The following is a 21,679-nucleotide window of genomic DNA, read 5'->3' as shown; positions in this document are numbered from 1 at the left end:
CCTTAAAAAGGATAAAACGATCAAGGGAAGTATCAACTTAAAAAGAATGAAAGCTGGCTGGGACGAAAATTACCTGTCAAAACTTTTGGAGGCGAACGCATTTTGATGCGTCCGCCCTGTAGGTGAGGGTGCATTCTTGAATTGTTTCAAACTCACCGATGCCGATTTCAATACTCTCACCAAGAACGTTACTCGCATCGAGCGCGAAACTTTCCGCAACTGCCACGACGGACTGCAGACCATCGACATTCACTCAGGAATCACTTTCATCGGCGACGGCGCCTTTGCCGACAATACTGCGGTGAAAGAGGTTATCGTGCATAGTGGTACACAGATTGATGCGCGGAGTTATGATGGCACTCATGGCATCTTCCTCAACATGGATCCCAACAAGGTGCAAGTTGTATTTAAGGACGAAGCCGAGAAACACTACAGCATTTATCGCGACAATATCGTTGTGGATGGTGTAAATAAGGGTAACGCATTTATGTATCTTCTCACCAAGACTCTCGACGAGAATGCTACCGACTATGAGGTCGTAGCCCAGCGCCATGCCGACGTCCTCCTCAAACGCACATTTAAGTCAGGTTGGAATACGCTCGTGCTGCCTTTTGGTGCTCGCGATAATGGTAAAACAGTGAAGTGCGCCCGTATTTATCAGAAAGCACTCAATGCTTTTGATGGCGAGGGTTTTATGATAGCTGCCTATCGTGGTTTGGCAAAGAATGATGCACAGCCCGACAACAGTACCTTCTATTTCCTGCAGTACGCCGACTACGACAATGATCCGCTCGATGAGTTTGAGCCTCTCCTCGTCAGAATGACGCAGAAAGACATCGACAACGCCAAAGGAGTCTATACTTTCGAGGATATCGAACTCAACTACGATGCCGGCAACAACACCTCATACACAGCCGAACAGGCGAAACAGCGCATGGGAAAGAATGAAAAAGACGAATATTTCACCGGCAACTACGACCAAAAGCTCAACGACAAGTTCAAGAAGTGCAGCTATGATAATTTCTATTTTACAGGAACATTGCATCTGCAGCAGGGTAATGCTACAGAGGGTTCCGCTTTCATCGCTCCTGGCGACTATATCATTCAGGACAATACTTTCGTAAAGTGTCTCGCAGGCAAGAAGTACGGACTCAAGGGATTCCGTGGTTATTTCAAGCAGTTGCCATCAAGTTCATCAACTGCCAAGGGCAATATCGGCATCTGTCTCGTTGACCGCAATGGCGTAGTTTCTTCCATTCATCAGGTGGACGGAGCATCGCTTACGTCAGCATCCGTTGCTCCTGTCGCAGTCTACAACCTCAGTGGCCAGCAGGTTGGCAATTCTCTTTCCACTCTTGCCAAGGGCGTTTATATCGTTAAGGGCAAGAAATTCGTTAAAAAGTAAATCATTGCAATCATGAAGAAAAAATATCAACAACCTCTCGTAAGAGTTCAAAGCGTAGAAGGTGAACCTCTGTTGAATGGCGGCTCCATAGTCGACAGCAATGGCAACCAGAAGGACACGATGGGTTCCGACACCACTACTGGCGGTACGGAAGGTGAAGGCGGCATTGTGTGGGGCGATGCTAAGCCTTATAACCCCTGGACAGCTTGGGATTAAGGTTTATTGTAAGCAAAATGCGGGATTGAAGAATTCACTCAATCCCGTATTTTATTTTTTTTGCTGTTGAATTTAAATCGCTAACTACTCAGTACCTCTATTGAAAACTTTGAATAGAAAAGCCTCGAAAAAATGAAAGCGGCTTCGATAGTCAATGAAGCCTATTTCGTAGAGCAATGAAAGCGGCTTCGTAAGCAGTTGAAGCCTATTGATTTGTGGTTTAACGATTTTAGCGCTCCACCATCTGCTGCAACTCACTGAGGGAGGTTGCCACTTCGATGTAGTCGTGCCAGTTGCCACGAATCATGCCCTGCGAAGCCATGTCGTCGAGGAGGGCGATGGTGGAGTTCCAGAAGCCCTTCATGTTGTAGAGAATCACCTTTTTGCTGTGATAGCCAATGGTGTGGGAGGCTGCCACAGTGAAGATTTCGTCGAGGGTGCCGATGCCGCCAGGGAGCGCCACGACGATGTCGCTCTGGGAGAGCAGCAAGTCCTTGCGGTCGCTGAGATTGTCGCAAGGAATCTCTACGTCGAGGTCGGGAAAAGTCTTGCCGCCTCGCTCTACAATGGTGGGAACTACGCCTATGGCTCTGCCGCCATGCGCCTTGACTGCCTTGCCGATGGTGTTCATCAGGCCGATGTTGCAGCCGCCGAAAACTAAGTCGTGCCCTTGCTCTGCCATCCACTTGCCCATCTCCTCTGTGAGACGGAAGTAGTCGCTGTCAATATGGGTGTTTGCTGAACAGAATACTGCTATTTTCATTGTTATTATGTTTTTTATGTTTTGCCGAGTGCAGGATATCTTTTGCAAAGATTGCACCAACGAGCGCAATGAAAGCTTGCTTTCAGATTGCCGAGTGCAGCTAATCTTATGCAAAGTTAAATAAAAACTTTGGATTTGATTTCTTTTTCTGACTATTATTTCTTACTTTTGCAAACAATATAACTAATCTACCATTGCACAGATGACTAAAAACAGAATAATAAGATATTTTTTGATGTGGATTTGTTGTTTGTCGAGCCACGTCGCTGAGGCTGTGCCGACCCTTCAGGACGGCGGGGCTTGGGCGAAGCAGGGCGTTACAGAGAGAAGGCTCAACGAGCTCGACGGACTGGCGCACCATCACGCAACGGGTCTCGTGCAGGATAGACAGGGAATGATCTGGGTGGCAACATGGAACGGACTGAGCCGATACGACGGCTATCGCTTCGTGTCGTTCAAGCCGAAGGCGGGCGATGGATGCTCGATGGGCGTGAACCGCATCAAGGATATTCGTATTCGCGATCCTTATATATATTGTAATGCGGAAGGCTACTGCTTTGTCTTCGATATCCGCACGGGGCGGTTTGATGACAGCCATCTCTCCTGGAACAAGGCGCTGCGCAAATGGGGCTTCTCCGGTCAGGGAACGAAACGGCTGAAGACAGCCGACGGAGTGGAGTGGGCAGTGGACTCTCTGGGCGTAAGGATGAGCTACCGCAAGCCGTGTTATGCTACGTGGCTGTTGAGGCAACCAGGATGTCAGGTGAGGGCACTCTTCCGCGACCGCGAGGGACGGATATGGGTGTGCTCGCGCGACGATGCCTCTGTGAGAATCTACGACGCCAATCTGAATCTTCTGGGATTTCTTGGAGCCGACGGCCGACTGCATGGCGAGAAGACTCCTTTCCGGTCGGCTGTGTACACGATGTTGCAAGACGAGGACGGCAGCCTATGGTTGGGATGCAAACCTGGTGGACTGTTGCATCTGTCGCCCCGTGCCGACGGCAGCTACGACATCAGCCGAATAGCGCTTGTAATCCGTGGTAGGGAGAAAGAACATCATGTTTACTCAATGCAGAAAGACCGATGGGGCAGACTGTGGGTGTCAACGCTGAACCATGGACTGTTCTGTCTTACCCGTACGGGAAAGAGTTGGAGGTGTCAGCCCATCGTTCTCTCTCATGACGACAAGACAGGCAAGTACTTGGGGGTGCGAATGATATATATCAGCCATCGTGACGAGCTGCTGGCGGGCACAACGCTTGGACTTTTCGCCACGAAGCTTACTGCCGCCAATCCAGCCTCGCTGCGCTTTATCCGGCATGAGCGTGAGGGCGGAAGAGACGGCAGCCTGAGTTGCTCTGCCGTCATGTTTATGGCGGAGGACAGGGCCAACAGACTCTATATCTGCACCGAGGGCAGCGGACTGAACATGGTGGAGCCCGGTATTTCGCTGCTCAGCAAAGATGTGGACTTCAGACACTTCGACAGGCGCGATTTGCCGGAGGACTTCCTCTTGTCGGCTTTCGCGTATGGACAATATATGTGGTTTGTGGGCACCAACGATTTGACGGGCGTGGACGTGGAACATGGACTATCGCTCTATTTCAACCACCGCACATGGACCGATGAGCTGATTTTCTCGGATGCGCAGCCCCAGAGATGGAAAGGCGGCAAATGGCTCATGGGACTGATGGACGGTCTGGTGCTGATGGATATGGACCGGCTGACGAAGCGCACCAAGGCACCGCGCATCGTACTGACAAAGGTGTCGGTGGAAGAAGGCGAGATGATGGAGGCGGTGAGCGCCCACGACACCATCTGCCTCAATGAGACAGAGCGCAATGTGAAGATTGAGTTTGCTGCCATCGACTATGCCAACACCCAGTCGATAAGCTATAGATTCCTGTTGGACGACGGTGTATGGAACACCTTAGAGAACAGCCACACGGTGACGCTGCTCAACCTTTCGCCCGGTACGCACACGTTGCGGGTGGAGTCGAAACTGCCCACAGGACAATGGGCGGGCAACGTGAAAGTGGTGACAATCTTCGTGAAACCAACCATCTGGCAGACTACTACCGCCAAGGTGCTGTATGTGCTGCTGGCGCTGTTGTTTATCTATATCGTGGTGTACGTGACGAGGACAATTCGCTCCTCCCACCGCAAGCAGAGGGAACTCTTGGGGCAGTATCTCGACCTGATGGAGAAATATGACAAGGAGAAACACCTCGTCGTGGCTGTCAAGGCTGCTGGGGTAGACAAAACTGCTGTTGAGGTGGCAGAAAAGGCTGCTGAGGAAACGGTTGTTGTCGACGGTCAACAGCCCTTGCAAGCCGACAGCCGCAGCGTAGGCGAGGAGAGCATGAACGAGGAAGACCAGCGCTTCATGCAATGCGTGGTGGAGTTTGTGGAACAGCACATCGACAATTCCGACCTCAGTGTGACCGAGCTGGCAGCCAAGCTGAACGTCAGCAAGTCGGGACTGAACCGCAAACTGAAGAGCCTGTTGGGTGTGGCGCCCAAGGAGTTTATCAACAAGGCACGCATGAACCGTGCCGTGGCGCTGTTGCATCACAGCGACCTTCCAGTGAAGGAAATCGCCTATCGTTGCGGTTTCAGCGATCAGAACTACTTCGGTAAGTGTTTCAGGGCGGCAATGGGCGTCAGTCCGTCTGAATATAGGCAGAAAAACGGGCTTTGAAACGTTTTTACCGAACATTTGGAACGTTTTTACCACTCATGTCGGGGGTTTTGGGCTACTTTTGCCCTCGACATTCTACTTCAAATATTTAAAAACTAATAGCAAAAACCTATGAGAAAAGTAGCGATTATTTTTATGAAGAAGTGTTCAGTACTATTGCTGATGCTTCTTTTCCCGTTAGGAGTGTTGGCGCAAAGCGTCACCGTTAGCGGACAAGTAACTGACGAGGCTGGCGAACCAATTATTGGCGCAAGCGTAAGGATTCCCGGCACATCGGTGGGAGTGGTGACCGATATGGACGGCAATTACTCAATCTCTGTTCCGAAAGGAAAACAACTCGAAATCACTTATGTGGGTTATAAGAAGGAAGTGATCATTGCCAAGGAAGGCAAGATGACTGTCCAGTTGAAGGAAGATTCCAACATGCTTAACGAAGTGGTGGCTATCGGATACGGAACCGTAAAGCGCAAGGACGTGACAGGTTCGGTTTCTTCGGTAGGCAACACAGAACTCGTGTCGGTGCCTGTGGCTTCGCCTGTTGAGGCCATGCAGGGTAAGCTGGCTGGTGTGCGCGTCACCATGCCTGAGGGCAACCCCGACGCCGAGGTCATCATCCGCGTGCGTGGTGGTGGTTCTATCACCCGCGACAACACACCTCTTTATATAGTAGACGGTTTCCCCGTCAGCAGCATCTCCGACATTCCTACCAGCGACATCGAGAGCATCGACGTGCTGAAGGACGCTTCCTCTACCGCCATCTATGGTAGCCGTGGTTCCAACGGTATCGTGCTTGTAACCACCAAGAGTGGTAAGGCTGGCAAGGTGACTGTGAACTACAATGCCTATGTGGGCTTCAAGAAGGCTGAGGACAAGGTAGACGTGCTGGGAGTGGAAGACTATCTGAAGTGGCAGTACGAATTGTCAAGCCTCTCTACTGGTGCCAATGCCGGCAAGTACCAGCAGGTACTCGGCGGATGGGACAACATACCCAACATTATGAACTCGATGAAGACTACCGACTGGCAGGACGAGGTGTACGGACGCACCGGCAACGTGTTCAGCCATAATGTCAACATTTCGGGAGGTTCGGAGAAGTTGCGCTTCACAGCAGGATACAACTACATGAAGGAGAAAGCCATCCTGCTCACCTCTGACTTCTATCGCAGCAACCTGAACTTCAAACTCAACTATGAGCCCAACAAGAAGACCAAGCTCGAGTTCTCTACCCGTTACTCACGCACCAAGGTGAATGGCGACGGACAGAGCGACGCTACCGGCGACCAGAACTCTGTGCCTTCAGGCTCTTTCGGCCGTATCCGCCATGCTGTGGTACAGTCGCCTCTGACGGGCTCAGGAAGCCTTCTCTTCGATGAGAGCAACATCGATGACGGACTGGAAGACCCAATCACAGCCCTCAACGACAACTACAAGAAACGTGTTCGTGAAAACTTCAACATGAACGGAGCTTTCACATGGAAGATATTGCCCGAGCTTACTTTCCGCACAGACGTAGGTCTCGACATCTACAACAACGACTTCCGTTACTTCTTCGGCTCTACTACCTATGAGTCGCAGAACAACACCCTGGCAGAATACAAGAACATGCCGCTTACTACACGTACCCAGGTGAACCGCCGCACCGTGCGCAACTCCAACACTCTGCAGTACGACTTCTCTAAGATTCTGCCCAAGGCTCACAGCCTGAACCTCATGGTGGGACAGGAGAGCATCGTAAGCCGCGAGACACTGGCAACGACACGCATAGAGGGATTCCCTTCATTCTACGATGCCGACATGGCTTTCCACCTCTCTGCACAGGGCACTCCTACACGTGCCAACGAGTTCTACTATCCTGACGACAAGATGGTGTCGTTCTTCGGACGTGCCAACTACAGTTTCTTGGACCGCTATCTGCTTACCGCCACTCTGCGTGCCGATGGTTCAAGCAAGTTCTCTAAGGACAACCGCTGGGGCTACTTCCCATCTGTGGCAGCCGGATGGCGCATTATCGAGGAGCCTTGGATGAAGTCGACACAAGACTGGCTGAGCAACCTGAAGTTGCGCTTGAGCTACGGTGTGTCGGGTAACAACAACATTCCTTCAGGACAGACCAGCCGTACCTATTCTATCAAGGAGAGCTCTTGGCTGCACCTGCAGAACTCATGGCTCACCACGGGCAACGCAATGAGCAACCCCGACCTGAAGTGGGAAACCACACATTCGCTCAACTTGGGTATTGACTTCGGTTTCTTCAACAACAAGCTCAACGGTTCGTTCGAGGTGTACAAGAACAACGTGAAAGACCTGCTCATGGAGATGCAGATCACAGGTAGCGGCTACAACACACAGTACCAGAACGTGGGCGAGACCAAGAACTCTGGTTTCGAGTTGACATTGAACTACGATGCCATCAACACCAAGAACTACGGTCTGAACTTCTCGTTCACACTCGGTCATAACACCAATGAGGTAGTGAGCCTCGGAAGCATGGACTCATACAGTAAGCCTTCTTACTGGGCAAGTACAGAAATTGGCTCCGACTACTTAGTGAAGCCAGGAAAGCCTGTAGGAACCATCGTCGGCTACAAACTGGCAGGAACAGGACGCTACGAGGTGGACGACTTCGAGGGTTACGATGCTGCCGCAGGACAGTGGAAGTTGAAGGAAGGTGTGGCTGATGCCAGCGGTATTGTGGGCACAGTACGTCCTGGTACCATGAAACTCCTCGACAAGGACGGTTCAGGAACCATCAACGATGACGACAAGTTCGAGATCGGCGACGCCAACGCATGGGCTATAGGTGGATTCTCTATCGGTGCACGTGCCTACGGTTTCGACTTCAACGCCGACTTCTCTTACAGCATCGGCAACGATGTTTACAATGCTGACAAGATAGACCAGACCTCTACACGTGGCGGTATCTGGCGCAACCTCAACACCACGATGGCAAGCGGCAAGCGCTGGACCAACGTAGACGAGAACGGCAACTTCATCAACGATGCAGCCAAGCTCGCCGAGATGAACAAGAACACCACTATGTGGTCGCCTTACACAACAAAGGCTGTGCTCACCGACTGGGCTATCGAGGACGGATCATTCCTCCGCCTCTCTACACTTACCTTGGGCTACACACTGCCAAAGACATGGATGCAGAAAATCTATGTTCAGAACCTGCGTCTATACTTTACCGCTTCAAATCTTTTCTGTATCACCGGTTACAGTGGTATGGATCCAGAGGTGGACTGCTGCCGCAACGTGCTGGTTTGTCCAGGCGTAGACTACTCTGCTTATCCAAGAAGCCGCCAGTTCATCTTCGGTCTTAATCTTACATTCTAAAAAAACACTTAAAGGAAACATCGTTATGAAAATAAAATATGTATTTACAGCCCTGTTGGCTGGCGCTACACTCATGTCGTGCAACGACTATTTGGACGTAGAAAGCGAGTCACAATACAACGACAAGGTGGTGTTCTCTAACACCCCGCTTGCCGAGAATACGGTCATCAGCATCTACAGCTGGTTTGCCGCCACCAATTCTCACCGTGCGCGCTACATGCCTTACTATGGTATGAATACCGATGCCGAGTGCTACTTCGATATGGCGCAGCCTTCGTCGGACAACAAGACCTCGCTCTGCACTTACAGCGCCTTCTCTGCCAACAACTGGATGGCTTCTGGAAAAGACCCTAACGCCTTCACAGGCTTCTTCAACGGCATTGAGGCTGCCAACTGCTGCATCGAGGGAATACGTGCCTATGGCAATCCTGAGAGCAATGCCGACATGGCTTATCTCTTAGGCGAGTCGCTCACCCTGCGTGCGCAGTACTACTATGACCTCATTCGTGCCTGGGGCGACGTGCCTGCCCGATTCACATCGGTGAAGCAGAGCACCATCTACCTTCCCAAGTCAGATCGCGACGTCATCTACAAGCAGATTATTGCCGACCTGAAAGAGGCTGCAGGCTATTTGCCATGGCCAGGAAAGGCTGAGCGCACCAAGACGACAGAGCGAGTGAACAAGGCTTTTGCCTTGGGTCTGCGTGCACGCCTCATCCTCATGGCCGAGGGTTACAGCCAGCGTCCTACATCGCTCGACAATCCTACTACTTATGAGGTGCGCCGCAGCAACGATCCTGAGCTTACCAGCACAGCCCTGCTGCAGGAGGCTTACGACGACCTGAAACTCGTCATCAGAGAGAGTGGACTCGCACTCGATGCCACTTACGAGCAGTTCTGGAACGACCTCGCTACTGACGTCATCACCATCGAAGGCTCACACAAAGAGTCTATCTTCGAGATTCCATTCAACGACGGACGTGGACGATTCTTCTATCACTTTGGTGTTTACCACAAGTCGAAGAGCCCACACTTGACCAAGACCAACTATGGCGGACAGAACATTCCTGCTCCTACACTCTACTATGAGTACGACAATGCTGACCAGCGCCGCGACGTGAACTGCGTGCCTTACAAGTACGACAACGGCTACACAATGGCCAAGTTGGGTGACAACGATGCCTCTGCACCAAGCTTCAACTTCGGCAAGTACGACTATGAGCGTATGACCCGTACGGTGACTTCCAACGACGACGGTGTGAACCTGCCCGTGCTCCGCTACGCCGACATCCTGTTGATGGCAGCTGAGATTGCCAACGAGCTGGAAGGTCCTGATGCAGCCAAGCCTTACCTCAAGGAGGTTCGCAACCGCGCCTTTGCCGTAGCCGACCGCCCTGCAAACGTAGAGGCTTATGTCAACGCCATCAGCTCGAAGGCCGACATGCTGAAGGCCATCCAGAAGGAGCGCCTTCTCGAATTCCCTGGCGAGATGCTGCGCAAGCAGGACCTCATTCGCTGGAACTTGCTCGGAACAGCCGTAAGACAGACCGTGACCGACATGAGAGCGCTGCGCGACCGCACAGGCAAGTATGCTGACGTGCCTACAGTGGTTTACACACGCACCAATGCTGCTGGCAAGTTGGAGTACTATGGCTTGGCTAAGGGTGAGACAGCAGCTCCTGCTGGCGAAGGCTGGACACAACTCGACTACGACTTCGTGTCTGCCACAGTGAAGGACAACATGCTGGCCAACTATTTTGCCAACGATCCAGACTCCCGTCAGTACTGGCCTATATTCGACTCAGACATCAACGCGTCGAACAACGCATTGATCAACAACTACGGATATTAAAATAACTGAATTTTTGCATGTGGGGAAGTTAAAGGGAAGTTAGTGAAGTTAGAGGGAAGTTAAGGGACAAATGTCCTATAAGACTATTATTTCTTAACTTTCCGAACGACCGACGGGAGTGATAACAGCTTTAGCTTCTATCAATTTCCTCGCTTGCGAAACTTGAATTCAAATAATGAATTAACGGTAGGTTTTTAGTTATATATTAAAACAAAACGCAGGCCTCTCTGCCTCGTGAGAAGTGGAGAGGCTTTTTTCTTAAAATCTACTTTCGCAGGAATTGTTCCAGGGACAACAATTTTGTTCCAGCAACAATATTCTCAATATTTTTCAAACCACTTAAAAACCGGGAAGCCTCATGAAGAAAGCAGTCTTTACTCTTATTTGCAGTCTTGTCTTTGCAGCAGGAGTTATGGCGCAGGATGCTCCGCTCGATGTCTCGAAGCGGGTGGCTGATTATCTGCTGAGCCATCACAACCACAACGTGTCAAAGGCACAGGACGGACACACTCACATCGACAGCTATTATCAGGAATGGAGATACGTGAATGGTGTGCTCGGGGTGGCGATGCTCAATCTTTCCGATGCGGCAGGTGAAAAGAAGTATGAGCAGTTTGTCAAAGAGAACTTTGACTTTTATTTCGAACCAAAAATACAGCGACAACTCAAGAAAGAATACGGATCGGGCGTGCGCGACAATGCGTGGCGCAGATTCTTCTCCATGTCGAGCCTTGATGACTGCGGAGCTATGGGAGCTGCCCTCTCCGAACTGGCACGACGATACAAAGACCAACGTTACGAGAATTATCTCGACAAGATAAGCCATTACATTCTTACTCAGCAGGAGCGTATTCCCGAAACAGGCATTTACTGCCGGGGAAGGGTGGGAGAGCGAACTCTCTGGCTCGACGACCTGTATATGTGTACTTCTTTCCTGGCTCATCAGGGAAGTCGCAAGGGTGCATCGTCCGACTTGTTGCAGAGAGCGGCAGAACAGGTATTGCTCTTCGACAGTCTGCTCTTCGACAACGACAAGCACCTCTATTGGCATTGTTTCTATTATGACACGACCCATGCCCACGGCACCGCCCACTGGGGAAGAGCCAACGGATGGGCGTTTCTGGCACAGGCTCTCGTGCTCGACAGATTGCCCGAAGAGCATCCTCTGCGAGACAGATTGCTGCAGCTGTTCCGAAAAAGAGTGGAAAACATCATCGCCTATCAGGACGCACAGGGCATGTGGCACCAGTTGCTCGACAAGCCTGACTCTTATCCCGAAACTTCCTGCACAGCCATGTTTGTCGCAGCCATTGCGCATGGTGTGAACAAGGGCTGGCTCGACAGCTCGTTCGCCTCTGTGGCGCTGCAGGGATGGAAGGCTGTCTGCAGTCAGATAACCCCTGAAGGACATGTGAAGAATGTGTGCATGGGAACAGGCATCAGCCGCGACTTGCCTTTCTATTACAACCGACCGGCTCCGCTCAACGATGCCCACGGACTGGGAGCCGTGGTGCAGGCAGGAATAGAAATCAATAACGTAACAACAAAAACAACAGAATAGATATGAAAAACTTAAAACTAAAACTCACATTCCTGTCGCTGTGCGCCTTTGCTACAGCGGCTCATGCACAGCAAGTGAAAGGAAACAGCGTACTCTACACATCGTCACAAGGCAATATGCGCATCGAGATGTGTTCGGAAAGCATGTTTCGTGTAACCAAGGTGCCTGCACAGCAGATGCCTGATAATGAGAAGTGGATGGTGGTCAACTACAACTTCCCACAGGTGGATTTCAGCGTGGACGGCAAACAGATAAAGACCAGTAAGCTGCAGGTAAGCATTCAGGAAGCTCCCTGGCGCATACAGGTGGCTGATGCTTCGGGTAAGGTGCTCTACGAGGAGTTGACATCGGGCTGCAAGGACAGCATATATAATGAGGTGAAGATGAATCCCGACGAGCACTTCTTCGGCTTCGGTGAGCGCATGGACCGCATCGACCAGCGTGGACAGCGTGTTCACCTCAATGTGGAACTGGGACGGGGCTCAAAGCCTGCGGTAGGCGGCAAGGACATTCTGAGAGCCAACTACTGTCCTGTACCTTTGATGCTCAGCAACAAGGGCTACGCCGTGTTCTTCCATACTGCTGTGCCCAACGACTGGGATATGGGATGGACCAACAACGACAAGTACAGTTTCTCGGCACCTGGTGGCGACAACGACTATTATTTCATCTATGGCGAACAGTTGGAAACTCTGATTCACAGCTATCAGCAGCTCACGGGCGTGGCGCCTCTTATGCCACGTGCTGCTTACGGTCTGCACATCGGCTCGTACAGCGGTGGAACATGGCATCATGAGAGCAAGGCCAACGATACGTATGTGGTCAATCTCATCGACCGCCTGCGTCAGGAAAAGATTCCGTTCGACATGATGTGGCTCGACTCTACCTGGCGCCACTTTGCCAAGTTGGGCAACGGAGGCTGTACCTTCGAGTTCCAGGATCAGTTTAAAGACCCAAAGGGCATGATCGACCATGCCTATAAGAATCATGTGGCAATGTTTGGTCTGCACATTCGTTCGCTGGTCGACAACGGCAAGCGCAACAATCTGCTCACCACAGCACAGAAGAAGGGACTCACCATTCAGGACGGTGGAACCAACGCCATCATCAACTTCTTCGACGACAAGGCTGTGGACTGGTGGTGGAAGAATGCGGCCAAGAAAGTGACCGACCTGGGAGCCAAGTTCTTCAAGACTGATGTGGGAAGCGCTCTGAACTACAACAATCCAAACATCGAGCAGAAGGCTGCCCACAACCTCTTCCCTATAGCCTATGCCAAGGCACCTTATGAGAACTTTGCCAAGCTCAACGGACAGCGTGGATTCGACCACACACGCGAGGGCTATGCAGGTATTCAGCGCTATCCTTTCATCTGGGCTGGCGACTGGGGCTCGGAGTGGCAGTGGTTTGAACCTATCATCCGCGGCGGTATTAATATAGGACTCTCTGGTGTCGGCTATTGGAGCCACTGTATGGGTGGATTCGAGCAGTATTCTGCCTACGACACCGACCTCTATCTGCGCTGGGTGCAGATGGGAATGTTCTCACCTGTGTCCATCCTCTTCGGTATGGATCATCCTCGTTATCATGCGCCATGGACTTATGGCGAGGAAGCACAGAAAATATTCATCCAGTACGACTCGCTGCGTTATGCGCTCCTGCCTTACATCTACACCAGTGCCTGGGATATGTACAAGACCAGCCGTCCGCTGATGACACCTTTGTTCTACGATCATCTGCAGGATGTCAATACCTATCAGATTTCAGACCAGTATATGTTTGGCCGCGACATGATGGTGTGTCCTGTAACGGTGAAGAATGCACTCTCGCGTCCTGTTTACTTCCCCGGTGGCGACTGGCTCGACTTCTGGACAGGTGAGCGCATCAGCGGACGCCAGTACAAGTCGTTCCTCACACCTATCGAGATCATGCCTATCTTCCTGCGCCGTGGAGCCATCATTCCCCGTCAGGAAGCCATGCAGTACGTGGACGAGCGCCCCAACACCAACATCTCGCTGCTCATCTATCCTTCCGAGCATTCGGTGTATGAAATGTACGAGGACGACGGCAAATCGCTCGATTATCAGAAAGGAGTTTATGCCGTCACCAAGATGGAGAGCCGACTGGCACAGAACGAGTGGATACTCAATATCACGACTCCTAAGGGCGACTACAAGCCTGTTTCGCACTACTACAGCGTAAGTGTTTACCTTGACAAGAAGCCTAAACTCGTTACTGTAGCCGGCAAGTTTGTCGATGGATGGAAGTACGACGAGAAGTTGCGCTTACTTACCTTCGATGCAGGCGAGGGCGATATGGAAGTGGTTGTCAAGATGTAAAATCAAGACTTTTGGGGGATGAATACTTTGCCATGAAGCATATGGCTTTAGCTTCTCCAACTACTCTAACTTCTTCATTTGCATTTATAAAGATATTACTATGTATAGAAACAGATTCTTCTTATCGGTTGCCGCCGTGCTTGCAGGTACGGTGGCAATGGCTCAGGGCTCTTACAAGGCTCTGAAGTTCAAGACAGCCACCTCGCTCTACAACTACGAGATGCTGCCAGTACACGCTCAGAACTATGAGCGCCAGCAGGCTTTCGAAAAGGCTTGCCAGTCGAAGGAAGCCATGCAGCAATACGTGAGCCAGTTGCGCAGTCGTTTTAGTCAGTTGGCTGGCGAAATGCCACAGCGTGGCAAACTCAATGCCAAGGTAGTGGGCTCGTTGAAGGGCAACGGCTTTATAGTCGAGAAGATTGTCTTTCAGAGTACGCCAGGCCGTTACGTCACAGCCCATCTTTATCTGCCCGAGAAGGTGCAGGGCAAGATTCCTGCCTGTATCGAGATGTGCGGACATGGACTCGACGGAAAGGGCACGGGTTCGGGAAGTGCTGAGCAGTTGGCTGTCAACGGCATTGCTTCCATGGTGGTCGACCCCTTCTCACAGGGTGAGCGCCAGCAAACCATCGATGCACAGGGCAAGAATCTTACCCGTGGCGTAACTACCGAGCATACACTCATTGCTCCGGGCTTCATCCTCCTTGGCAGCAGCCTTGCCGCACAGGAGTTTTTCGACAACAGCCGCGCCATCGACTATCTGCTCAGTCGTAAGGACATTGATGGCGACAAGATTGGTTGTTATGGCTTCTCGGGAGGCGGCACGCAGTCGTCTTATCTGGCTGCTCTCGACGACAGGGTGAAGGCAAGTTGTGTGGGATTGTTCTTCTCGTCGCGCGAAAGAACCCTGGAGACTCAAGGCCCAAGTGACGGATGTCAGTGGATTCCAGGCGAAGGACGCGAGCACATCGAGATAGCCGACATGGCGATGATGAATGCGCCAAAGCCTTTCCTGATTCTCGATGGTCGTTTCGACTTTGTTGACCATTGGGGAGCCTTGCGTGGCTATGAAGAGGTGAATCGTTGCTACAGTCTGCTGGGAGCGCCCGATGCTGCCGAACAGTTTTATTACGACGACGGACACGCCATTCCCAAGCCCAGCCAGGACAAGATGGTAAGCTTCTTCCGCAAGGCTCTCTTGGGCGATGCACAGGGCGAGGTGAAGCCTTATACTTACTGGCGTAGTGACGACATGCGTTGCACCAAGACAGGACAGGTAAACTTGGAATACAAGGATGCGCTCAGCTCCATGCAGGAGTGTGAGGCACAGATGGACAGGCTGTCAGCCCAGCGCCAGGCTTTCTGTTCGCAGTCGGCCGACAAGGTGAAGGATGGCATTCTAAAGCTGTTGGGACTTCCTGGACTGAACGACCATTGGAATGCTATTGAGACTCGCCACGAATCGCAGCGCGACGTGGAGGAATATCGTTATCAGCTCGATTGCGAAGGTCAGTATCCTGTTCCTGTCATCGTCAGGATTCCGTCGGATGCCAATCAGCAGTCGAAGGTTTGCATCCATCTTGCTGATGCAGGAAAGGCAAGTCTGCTGATAGAGATCGATCGTCGTGATGTATTCTCCGACGGCACGATTCATGTCTATGCCGACCTGCGAGGTTTTGGTGAGACGAGCGACATTTTCGAGTACAACCTTTCCAAGTATTGGAATACTCAGTATCGTTCTGCAGTAACTGCCCTTCATGCAGGCAAACCGCTCATAGGTCAGCGTGTGCAGGATTTGCGCACCATTCTCAATTTCTGTTCGGCTGATGAAAAGTTGAAGGGTCGCCAGATTACAGTCAAGGCTGACGGAATGAACGCAGTCGTAGTGATGCACGCTGCTGTGCTCGACGAGCGATTGGCTGGCGCCACACTCACCCGCACATTGAAGACCTGGCGCAATTACATTCAGCACCCCGTGCAGCACGACATGATGTCGAACGTCATTCCTGGTGTCTTGCGCTGTTACGACATTCCCGATCTTCTTTCGTTGGCAAAGGGAAGGGTCGTTATCCAGGACTAAACGCAGTATCAAGACTCCTGTTTTCGACGTAAGGAATTTAGACGCCATCCTCGCCCGACAAGTGCTTGTGGAATGCAGCGGAAAAGAGACCAACAGCCTGGGAGAGGAAAGCTGACTGTGGGCTGAAAAGCGTCTCAGTCTCAGTTGTCTCAGTTATTTTTAAGAGGGGTTCCAACTTCCGTTTTTGTTCTTTTTTCTTTACTATATTATTATATAACTATTTAATATATATATAGTTATAATATATATATAATATAATAAAAATTGAAAAAATGAAAACACACAACCCTCTTAAAAATAACTGAGACTATTGAGACTGAGACGGCAGACTACTTAGCTTCTTTTCTAAAAGGCTAATAATCAGTTGTTTACCAAGAAACGAAAAGGTAAATATGAAGTATGACATCTCAAAAAGACAGCTCCAAAGGTGCTAAAACTGGGAAATATGAACGAAAATAGCGCAATTTTTACTCTCACAGGCATTAAAATCCATGCACGAACCTATCGTTCCGATGATTTTAGTACGCATTTCATTTGTTTTCCAAATTATTTTCTTTATCTTTGCATAAGATAAGCTGCATCTCAGCATAAGATTCAACACTTAAAAACTCAATAACAATGAAACATTTGGATTTTTCACTCTTCACATTTTTTGCCTTGCTGATATTCTCTCAGCCATCTTTCGCCCAGAAACCGAATGCGAAACAACTGCCTGTGCGAGAGAATTACGAGTGGCAAGGTGAGTTGCCCGTTTACGTCGAACAACTCAAACAGGAACTCACATACCCTATGGCATGGGGTAACAGTCCTATCAAAAACTTTGCAAAATGGAAGAAGGCTGCCCGTCAGAAGATATTTGAATGTATGATGGCACCTCCTCGCCGAGCCAAGTCGTGGGACATGAAGGTGATAGCCGAAGAACAACGAGATGGTTATCGTGCACAGAAAATCAGCTTCTGTGTCAACGCCTATGCCCGCATCACAGCCTATCTTCTTATACCCGACAGCAAGGGACCTTTCCCTGCCATCAATGCCCTCCATGACCATGGAGCCCACCTCTACATCGGCAAGGAGAAGATGATACGTCCCTTTGATGTCGACACCGCCGTTGTCGCCGACGCTGATGCATGGGCAAAGAAGTTGTACGAAGGTCAGTATCTTGGCGACTATCTTGCCCGTCACGGCTATGTAGTCTTCTCTGCCGACGCACCTCTTTGGGGCGAGCGTAGCCGTAAGGAAGGTATCGACCGCAACAAGTATGATATTATCGCCGGCAACATGATGATGCTTGGACGCGACCTTTCTGCCTTTATGACCTACGACGATATGGCTGGAACCGATTTCCTGTCTACTCTCCCTATGGTCGATAAGGACAGGATAGGATGTGTGGGATGTTCTATGGGCGCATACCGTTCCTGGATGCTTGCTGCCCTCTCCGACAAGATCAAGGCGAGTGCCAATATCTGCTGGATGATCACTACCGACGATCAGCTTACCCTGCGTTATGGACGAAAGGAGAACGGAGGGTTTGCCAACTGCATTCCTGCACTCCGTCAGTACCTCGACTATCCTCACATCGCCTCCTTGGCTTGTCCTCATCCTTCTCTCTTTATTAGTGGCACCCTTGACCATCTTTTCCCTGTCCCCGGAGTCAAGAAGGCTTTCGAGCAGATGCATGCTGTATGGAACAGCCAACATGCAGACTCTCTCCTTACCACCGAACTTTGGGACGTGCCTCATTCCTGCGGACTTCGCATACAGCAGAAGATTCTCCAATTCCTTGACCAAAACCTTTGATGAAGGAAAGAAAGGGACTTCCAGTAAATGAGCACGCCAAGTGTCTCCTATAAGCAGCACGTCCTGGGTTAGGAGTTTTTGCCTTACATGGCGTTCCAACTAAACAGGTTGAAGTTTTTTCGGATGAAGCGAAGAAGGCTTTCAAATTTCTCAATATTGAAATTTGAAAGCCTTCTTTTTCTTCTTAAACAATTTCGGTTGCAGCCAATATCCCAATTTGGTACACAGAATTCCGATGCAGGCTCCCGCCACGACATCGTTCAGATAATGCCGGTTGTTGTAGACTCGCAGATAGCCTGTCAGCGCAGCCATGGCGTAGCCCGAATATCCTATCCATGGCGACACGTCCTTATATTCTTGATACAGCATCTCTGCACCCATGAATGCCCTCGCCGTATGACCCGATGGAAATGACCTGCAGTCTCTGCCGTCGGGTCTTTCCTCGTTTACAGCCGCCTTCATGCCGAACGTAATGAGTCCCAATGAAGCGTACGACAGCGCTATGATGCCCAGGCGTTCTTTAGGTTCGTTTTTCCCCTTTACGCCTGCTAACCTCAAGCCCCAGACCGTCGCCATGGGTGCAAACTGCAATACTTCGTCAGCCCTCAGATGATGCCTTCCCTCAGCCGACAGCGCTTTCTGAACCTCGCGCTTCTGTTGCGCAAACCAACCATGGTTCTGAACATACAGCGCAGCCAGTCCTGTTATGACTACAGGTACCAGTACGTCCTTCGGTCGCAGCACGGGTTTGCAGTCTGCCGTCATCATGGGGGTGGGCAATGGTCTTGTTGCGGCTACAATAGAGTCGGTCTGTACTGTTTCCGTTGTTTCCAACGAGTCCACCGACACCATGGCAGAATCCTGCGCCCACAGCACAGAGTTGCAACAGCACCAGCAAACAAGTCCCAGCAGAACCCTCCGTCGTAGGCACGAAGGCAAAAGAACTGATAAATCCATCATCATCTTGAATGTATAAAAAGTCTATTTTGTGTGCAAAAGTACGAAAACTTTTTGATTATCAAGAACTTTTTACTAACTTTGCACCCGAATTTAGACAAGTATCAGGCAGCCTGTCGCCTATTAGAGTAGGACAGGACAGCCTTGTCGCAAGCGTTTTCGGAAGGATATTGCACCCTATTAATGGCTGGGAGGGTGAATTCAGCCTTCTGCATTGAATACATTAATAAGGTAAAAAAGATTTGAAAACATTTTTAGAATTAGGCGTCAGCGAGGACATTCGCCGCGCTATTGAGGAGCTTGGATTCGAGAATCCAATGCCCGTACAAGAAGAAGTAATCCCCTATCTTTTAGGTAACAAAAACGACGTTATCGCCCTGGCACAGACGGGTACAGGTAAGACTGCATCCTATGGCATTCCTGTCATTCAGAAGACCGATGCTCAGGACAAGCAGACACAGGCCATTATCCTGAGTCCTACCCGTGAGCTTTGTCTCCAGATAGCCGATGACCTCAACAGTTTCGCCAAGTACATCGACGGACTCCACATTGCTGCAGTCTATGGCGGAACCGATATAGGCAGTCAGATACGCACCCTCAAGCATGGTGTACAGATCATCGTAGCCACACCTGGTCGTCTTCTCGACCTCATCAATCGTGGCGTGGCTCAGTTGGAGCATGTGAACAATGTTGTATTGGATGAGGCTGACGAGATGCTCAATATGGGTTTCTCCGAGAGCATCAATGCCATCTTCGAGAATGTACCAGCGGATAGAAATACACTTCTCTTCTCTGCTACTATGAGCAAGGAGATAGAGAAGATAGCGCTCCACTATCTCCACGACCATAAGGAGATAGTTGTAGGCTCACGCAACGAGGGTGCCGAGCACGTCAATCACATCTACTATCTGGTGAACGCCAAGGACAAGTATCTTGCCCTGAAGCGTGTCGTAGACTTCTATCCCCGTATCTTCGCCATTATCTTCTGTCGCACCAAGTTGGAGACACAGGATATTGCCGACAAACTCATCCGCGATGGTTATAATGCAGAGGCTCTTCATGGTGACTTGAGTCAGCAGCAGCGCGACCTCACCATGCAGAAGTTCCGTAATCACAATGTGCAGTTCCTTGTGGCCACCGATGTTGCTGCCCGAGGACTTGATGTCGACGACCTTACTCACGTCATCAACTATGGACTCCCCGACGATATTGCCAGCTACACCCATCGTAGTGGACGAACAGGTCGTGCCGGAAAGAAGGGTACCTCGATCTCTATCATCCACACCCGCGAGAAGTTTAAGGTGAGACAGATAGAGAAACAGATAGGCAAAGATTTTATTGACGGCACCCTTCCTACTCCCGAGGAGATTTGTAAGAAACAGCTCTTCAAGACTATGGACGACATCATGAAGACCGATGTTGACGAGGATCAGATAGAGCCTTATATGGCAGAGATCAACCGCCAGTTCGACTACATCGACAAGGAAGACATCATCAAGAAGATGGTTACCATCACCTTTGGTAAGTTCCTCGACTATTATAAGAACGCTCCTGAGATAGTCAAGCCCGAAACCGGCAAGGGCTCTCGTGGCTCTCGTGGTGAGGGTAGAGGCTCAGAGGGTCGTGGAAAGGTGTCTAACGGTCGCCGCAAGCACGAGGCTGAGGCTGGATACAAGCGTCTCTTCATCAACTTAGGTAAGGCCGACGGCTTCTATCCTGGCGAGATCATGCAGTATCTGAACAAGCATGTGAAGGGTCGCCAGGAGGTGGGACACATTGATTTGCTCTCTAAGTTTGCCTACATCGAGGTTCCCGAGGAGGATGCCAAGCGTGTGATGAAAGCTCTCAACGGTACAGAGTACAAGGGCCGCACCGTTCGTTGCAACGATGCCGACGAAGAGGGTCATGGACGTAGTGCCCGTGGCAGTCGTAGCGAGAGTCGTGAGAGCCGCAAGGGCGGCAAGGGCAGCGAGAGCAGAGGCAAGGGGAAAGGCAGTCGTGCAGAGAGTCGTAGCCGTAAGCCTCGCAGAGAAGAGGAGACAGGCGACTGGCGTCAGTTCTTCCAGCACAACGACAACGTTAAGTTCAAGGGCGAGGAACCCAACTTCGAGGAAGAAGGCTGGGCACGCCGCCGTCCTAAGAAGAAGTAGTCGCCTTAGCGACAGAACTCGCATGTAAAAGTACTGAATTTTAGCCTTTTTCTATATTGGAAAGGGCTAAAATTGCAGTTATAATCCTTCTGTATAAATATTCATTGCCTAACAGGACTTAACTGTGAAAAAATAATTTCCCAGTTGGGAAAAATTTTTTTTCCAGTTAGGCAGATTCCTTTTCCCAGTTGGTGCGTGTTTTTTGGTGATTATGGAATAAATATACGGTATAATTATTCTTTTATTTTCTCAATTTTCACAAGTGGTTCAAGCACACCCTGAAGGGGCAGAAGCTCTTAGCCCAGGGCAACGCCCTGGGTATAATGGCAATCGGCAAGGCGCCCTGTAAGGGCAAAAGCTTTATGTATTGCCTTGATTTTTAAAGCTTTTGCCCTTACTATTATATTTGCACTTGGAAAAATAAAGAGGTAAAAATCTTTATATCTGCAAATTATTGTTAACTTTGCAGGAAAATAGATAAGTACAATAAAAAAGAAGAATACTCCATATCCAGCGTTA

General features: G+C 50.4%; 12 protein-coding genes and 1 pseudogene. 10 read left to right on the top strand and 3 right to left on the bottom strand.

Translation table 11 applies throughout. The annotated features are described in order from the left end of the window. Positions 1–130: 130 nt before the first annotated feature. Together P3T48_RS14000 and P3T48_RS13995 are read left to right on the top strand one after the other, a co-directional pair. Positions 131–1,405 (top strand): annotated as a pseudogene (locus P3T48_RS14000) (leucine-rich repeat protein); the annotation flags it as partial. 12 nt (positions 1,406–1,417) lie between these two features. Continuing rightward, on the top strand, positions 1,418–1,621 hold the full coding sequence (locus P3T48_RS13995; RefSeq protein WP_276507093.1) for a hypothetical protein: 204 nt from the start codon (positions 1,418–1,420) through the stop codon (positions 1,619–1,621). A 229-nt stretch (positions 1,622–1,850) separates the two neighbouring features. On the opposite strand, the gene P3T48_RS13990 is transcribed toward P3T48_RS13995, so the two are convergent. Then, complete coding sequence (locus P3T48_RS13990; RefSeq protein WP_276507092.1) at positions 1,851–2,384, bottom strand: LOG family protein; 534 nt, start codon at positions 2,382–2,384, stop codon at positions 1,851–1,853. A 235-nt stretch (positions 2,385–2,619) separates the two neighbouring features. Here P3T48_RS13990 and P3T48_RS13985 point away from each other — a divergent pair, with 235 nt between their 5' ends. From P3T48_RS13985 to P3T48_RS13955, 7 genes are all read left to right on the top strand, one after another. Continuing rightward, complete coding sequence (locus P3T48_RS13985) at positions 2,620–5,088, top strand: helix-turn-helix domain-containing protein (RefSeq protein WP_276507091.1); 2,469 nt, start codon at positions 2,620–2,622, stop codon at positions 5,086–5,088. 135 nt (positions 5,089–5,223) lie between these two features. Then, positions 5,224–8,424 carry a SusC/RagA family TonB-linked outer membrane protein gene (locus P3T48_RS13980; protein WP_276507090.1) on the top strand — a complete coding sequence of 1,067 codons (3,201 nt, stop codon included), beginning with the start codon at positions 5,224–5,226 and terminating at the stop codon, positions 8,422–8,424. A 25-nt stretch (positions 8,425–8,449) separates the two neighbouring features. After that, a complete protein-coding gene (locus tag P3T48_RS13975; protein WP_276507089.1) occupies positions 8,450–10,276 on the top strand; it encodes a RagB/SusD family nutrient uptake outer membrane protein in 1,827 nt (608 codons plus the stop codon). Between the two features lie 358 nt (positions 10,277–10,634). Next, positions 10,635–11,837 carry a glycoside hydrolase family 88/105 protein gene (locus P3T48_RS13970; RefSeq protein ID WP_276507088.1) on the top strand — a complete coding sequence of 401 codons (1,203 nt, stop codon included), beginning with the start codon at positions 10,635–10,637 and terminating at the stop codon, positions 11,835–11,837. A gap of 2 nt (positions 11,838–11,839) precedes the next feature. Further along, positions 11,840–14,176 carry a glycoside hydrolase family 31 protein gene (locus tag P3T48_RS13965; protein WP_276507087.1) on the top strand — a complete coding sequence of 779 codons (2,337 nt, stop codon included), beginning with the start codon at positions 11,840–11,842 and terminating at the stop codon, positions 14,174–14,176. A 100-nt stretch (positions 14,177–14,276) separates the two neighbouring features. Beyond that, positions 14,277–16,256 carry an alpha/beta hydrolase family protein gene (locus P3T48_RS13960; RefSeq protein WP_276507086.1) on the top strand — a complete coding sequence of 660 codons (1,980 nt, stop codon included), beginning with the start codon at positions 14,277–14,279 and terminating at the stop codon, positions 16,254–16,256. Positions 16,257–16,874: 618 nt separating this feature from the next. Continuing rightward, on the top strand, positions 16,875–18,053 hold the full coding sequence (locus P3T48_RS13955) for a dienelactone hydrolase family protein (protein WP_276507085.1): 1,179 nt from the start codon (positions 16,875–16,877) through the stop codon (positions 18,051–18,053). Positions 18,054–18,203: 150 nt separating this feature from the next. Here the strand turns inward: P3T48_RS13955 and P3T48_RS13950 are convergent, their stop codons facing one another. Continuing rightward, a complete protein-coding gene (locus P3T48_RS13950; protein WP_276507084.1) occupies positions 18,204–19,013 on the bottom strand; it encodes a phosphatase PAP2 family protein in 810 nt (269 codons plus the stop codon). Between the two features lie 239 nt (positions 19,014–19,252). Between P3T48_RS13950 and P3T48_RS13945 the strand changes: the two genes are divergently transcribed. Further along, positions 19,253–21,160 carry a DEAD/DEAH box helicase gene (locus P3T48_RS13945; RefSeq protein ID WP_276507083.1) on the top strand — a complete coding sequence of 636 codons (1,908 nt, stop codon included), beginning with the start codon at positions 19,253–19,255 and terminating at the stop codon, positions 21,158–21,160. Between the two features lie 296 nt (positions 21,161–21,456). On the opposite strand, the gene P3T48_RS13940 is transcribed toward P3T48_RS13945, so the two are convergent. Beyond that, positions 21,457–21,679 (bottom strand): hypothetical protein (locus P3T48_RS13940; RefSeq protein ID WP_276507082.1); only part of this gene is annotated, 223 nt, incomplete at its 5' end.

This window comes from Segatella intestinalis (genome assembly GCF_029348455.1).
In the GTDB taxonomy this organism is placed as follows: domain Bacteria; phylum Bacteroidota; class Bacteroidia; order Bacteroidales; family Bacteroidaceae; genus Prevotella.
The sequence above is the reverse complement of the archived record's forward strand: the minus strand, read 5'-3'. Positions and strand labels throughout refer to the sequence as shown.

What these genes read in the sequence shown, in the direction of transcription:
- P3T48_RS13950 (WP_276507084.1), bottom strand. Translation starts at nt 19,013, where the DNA reads ATGATGGATTTATCAGTTCTTTTGCCTTCGTGCCTACGACGGAGGGTT.
- P3T48_RS13990 (WP_276507092.1), bottom strand. Translation starts at nt 2,384, where the DNA reads ATGAAAATAGCAGTATTCTGTTCAGCAAACACCCATATTGACAGCGAC.
- P3T48_RS13960 (WP_276507086.1), top strand. Translation starts at nt 14,277, where the DNA reads ATGTATAGAAACAGATTCTTCTTATCGGTTGCCGCCGTGCTTGCAGGT.
- P3T48_RS13985 (WP_276507091.1), top strand. Translation starts at nt 2,620, where the DNA reads ATGTGGATTTGTTGTTTGTCGAGCCACGTCGCTGAGGCTGTGCCGACC.
- P3T48_RS13980 (WP_276507090.1), top strand. Translation starts at nt 5,224, where the DNA reads ATGAAGAAGTGTTCAGTACTATTGCTGATGCTTCTTTTCCCGTTAGGA.
- P3T48_RS13995 (WP_276507093.1), top strand. Translation starts at nt 1,418, where the DNA reads ATGAAGAAAAAATATCAACAACCTCTCGTAAGAGTTCAAAGCGTAGAA.
- P3T48_RS13970 (WP_276507088.1), top strand. Translation starts at nt 10,635, where the DNA reads ATGAAGAAAGCAGTCTTTACTCTTATTTGCAGTCTTGTCTTTGCAGCA.
- P3T48_RS13955 (WP_276507085.1), top strand. Translation starts at nt 16,875, where the DNA reads ATGAAACATTTGGATTTTTCACTCTTCACATTTTTTGCCTTGCTGATA.
- P3T48_RS13965 (WP_276507087.1), top strand. Translation starts at nt 11,840, where the DNA reads ATGAAAAACTTAAAACTAAAACTCACATTCCTGTCGCTGTGCGCCTTT.
- P3T48_RS13975 (WP_276507089.1), top strand. Translation starts at nt 8,450, where the DNA reads ATGAAAATAAAATATGTATTTACAGCCCTGTTGGCTGGCGCTACACTC.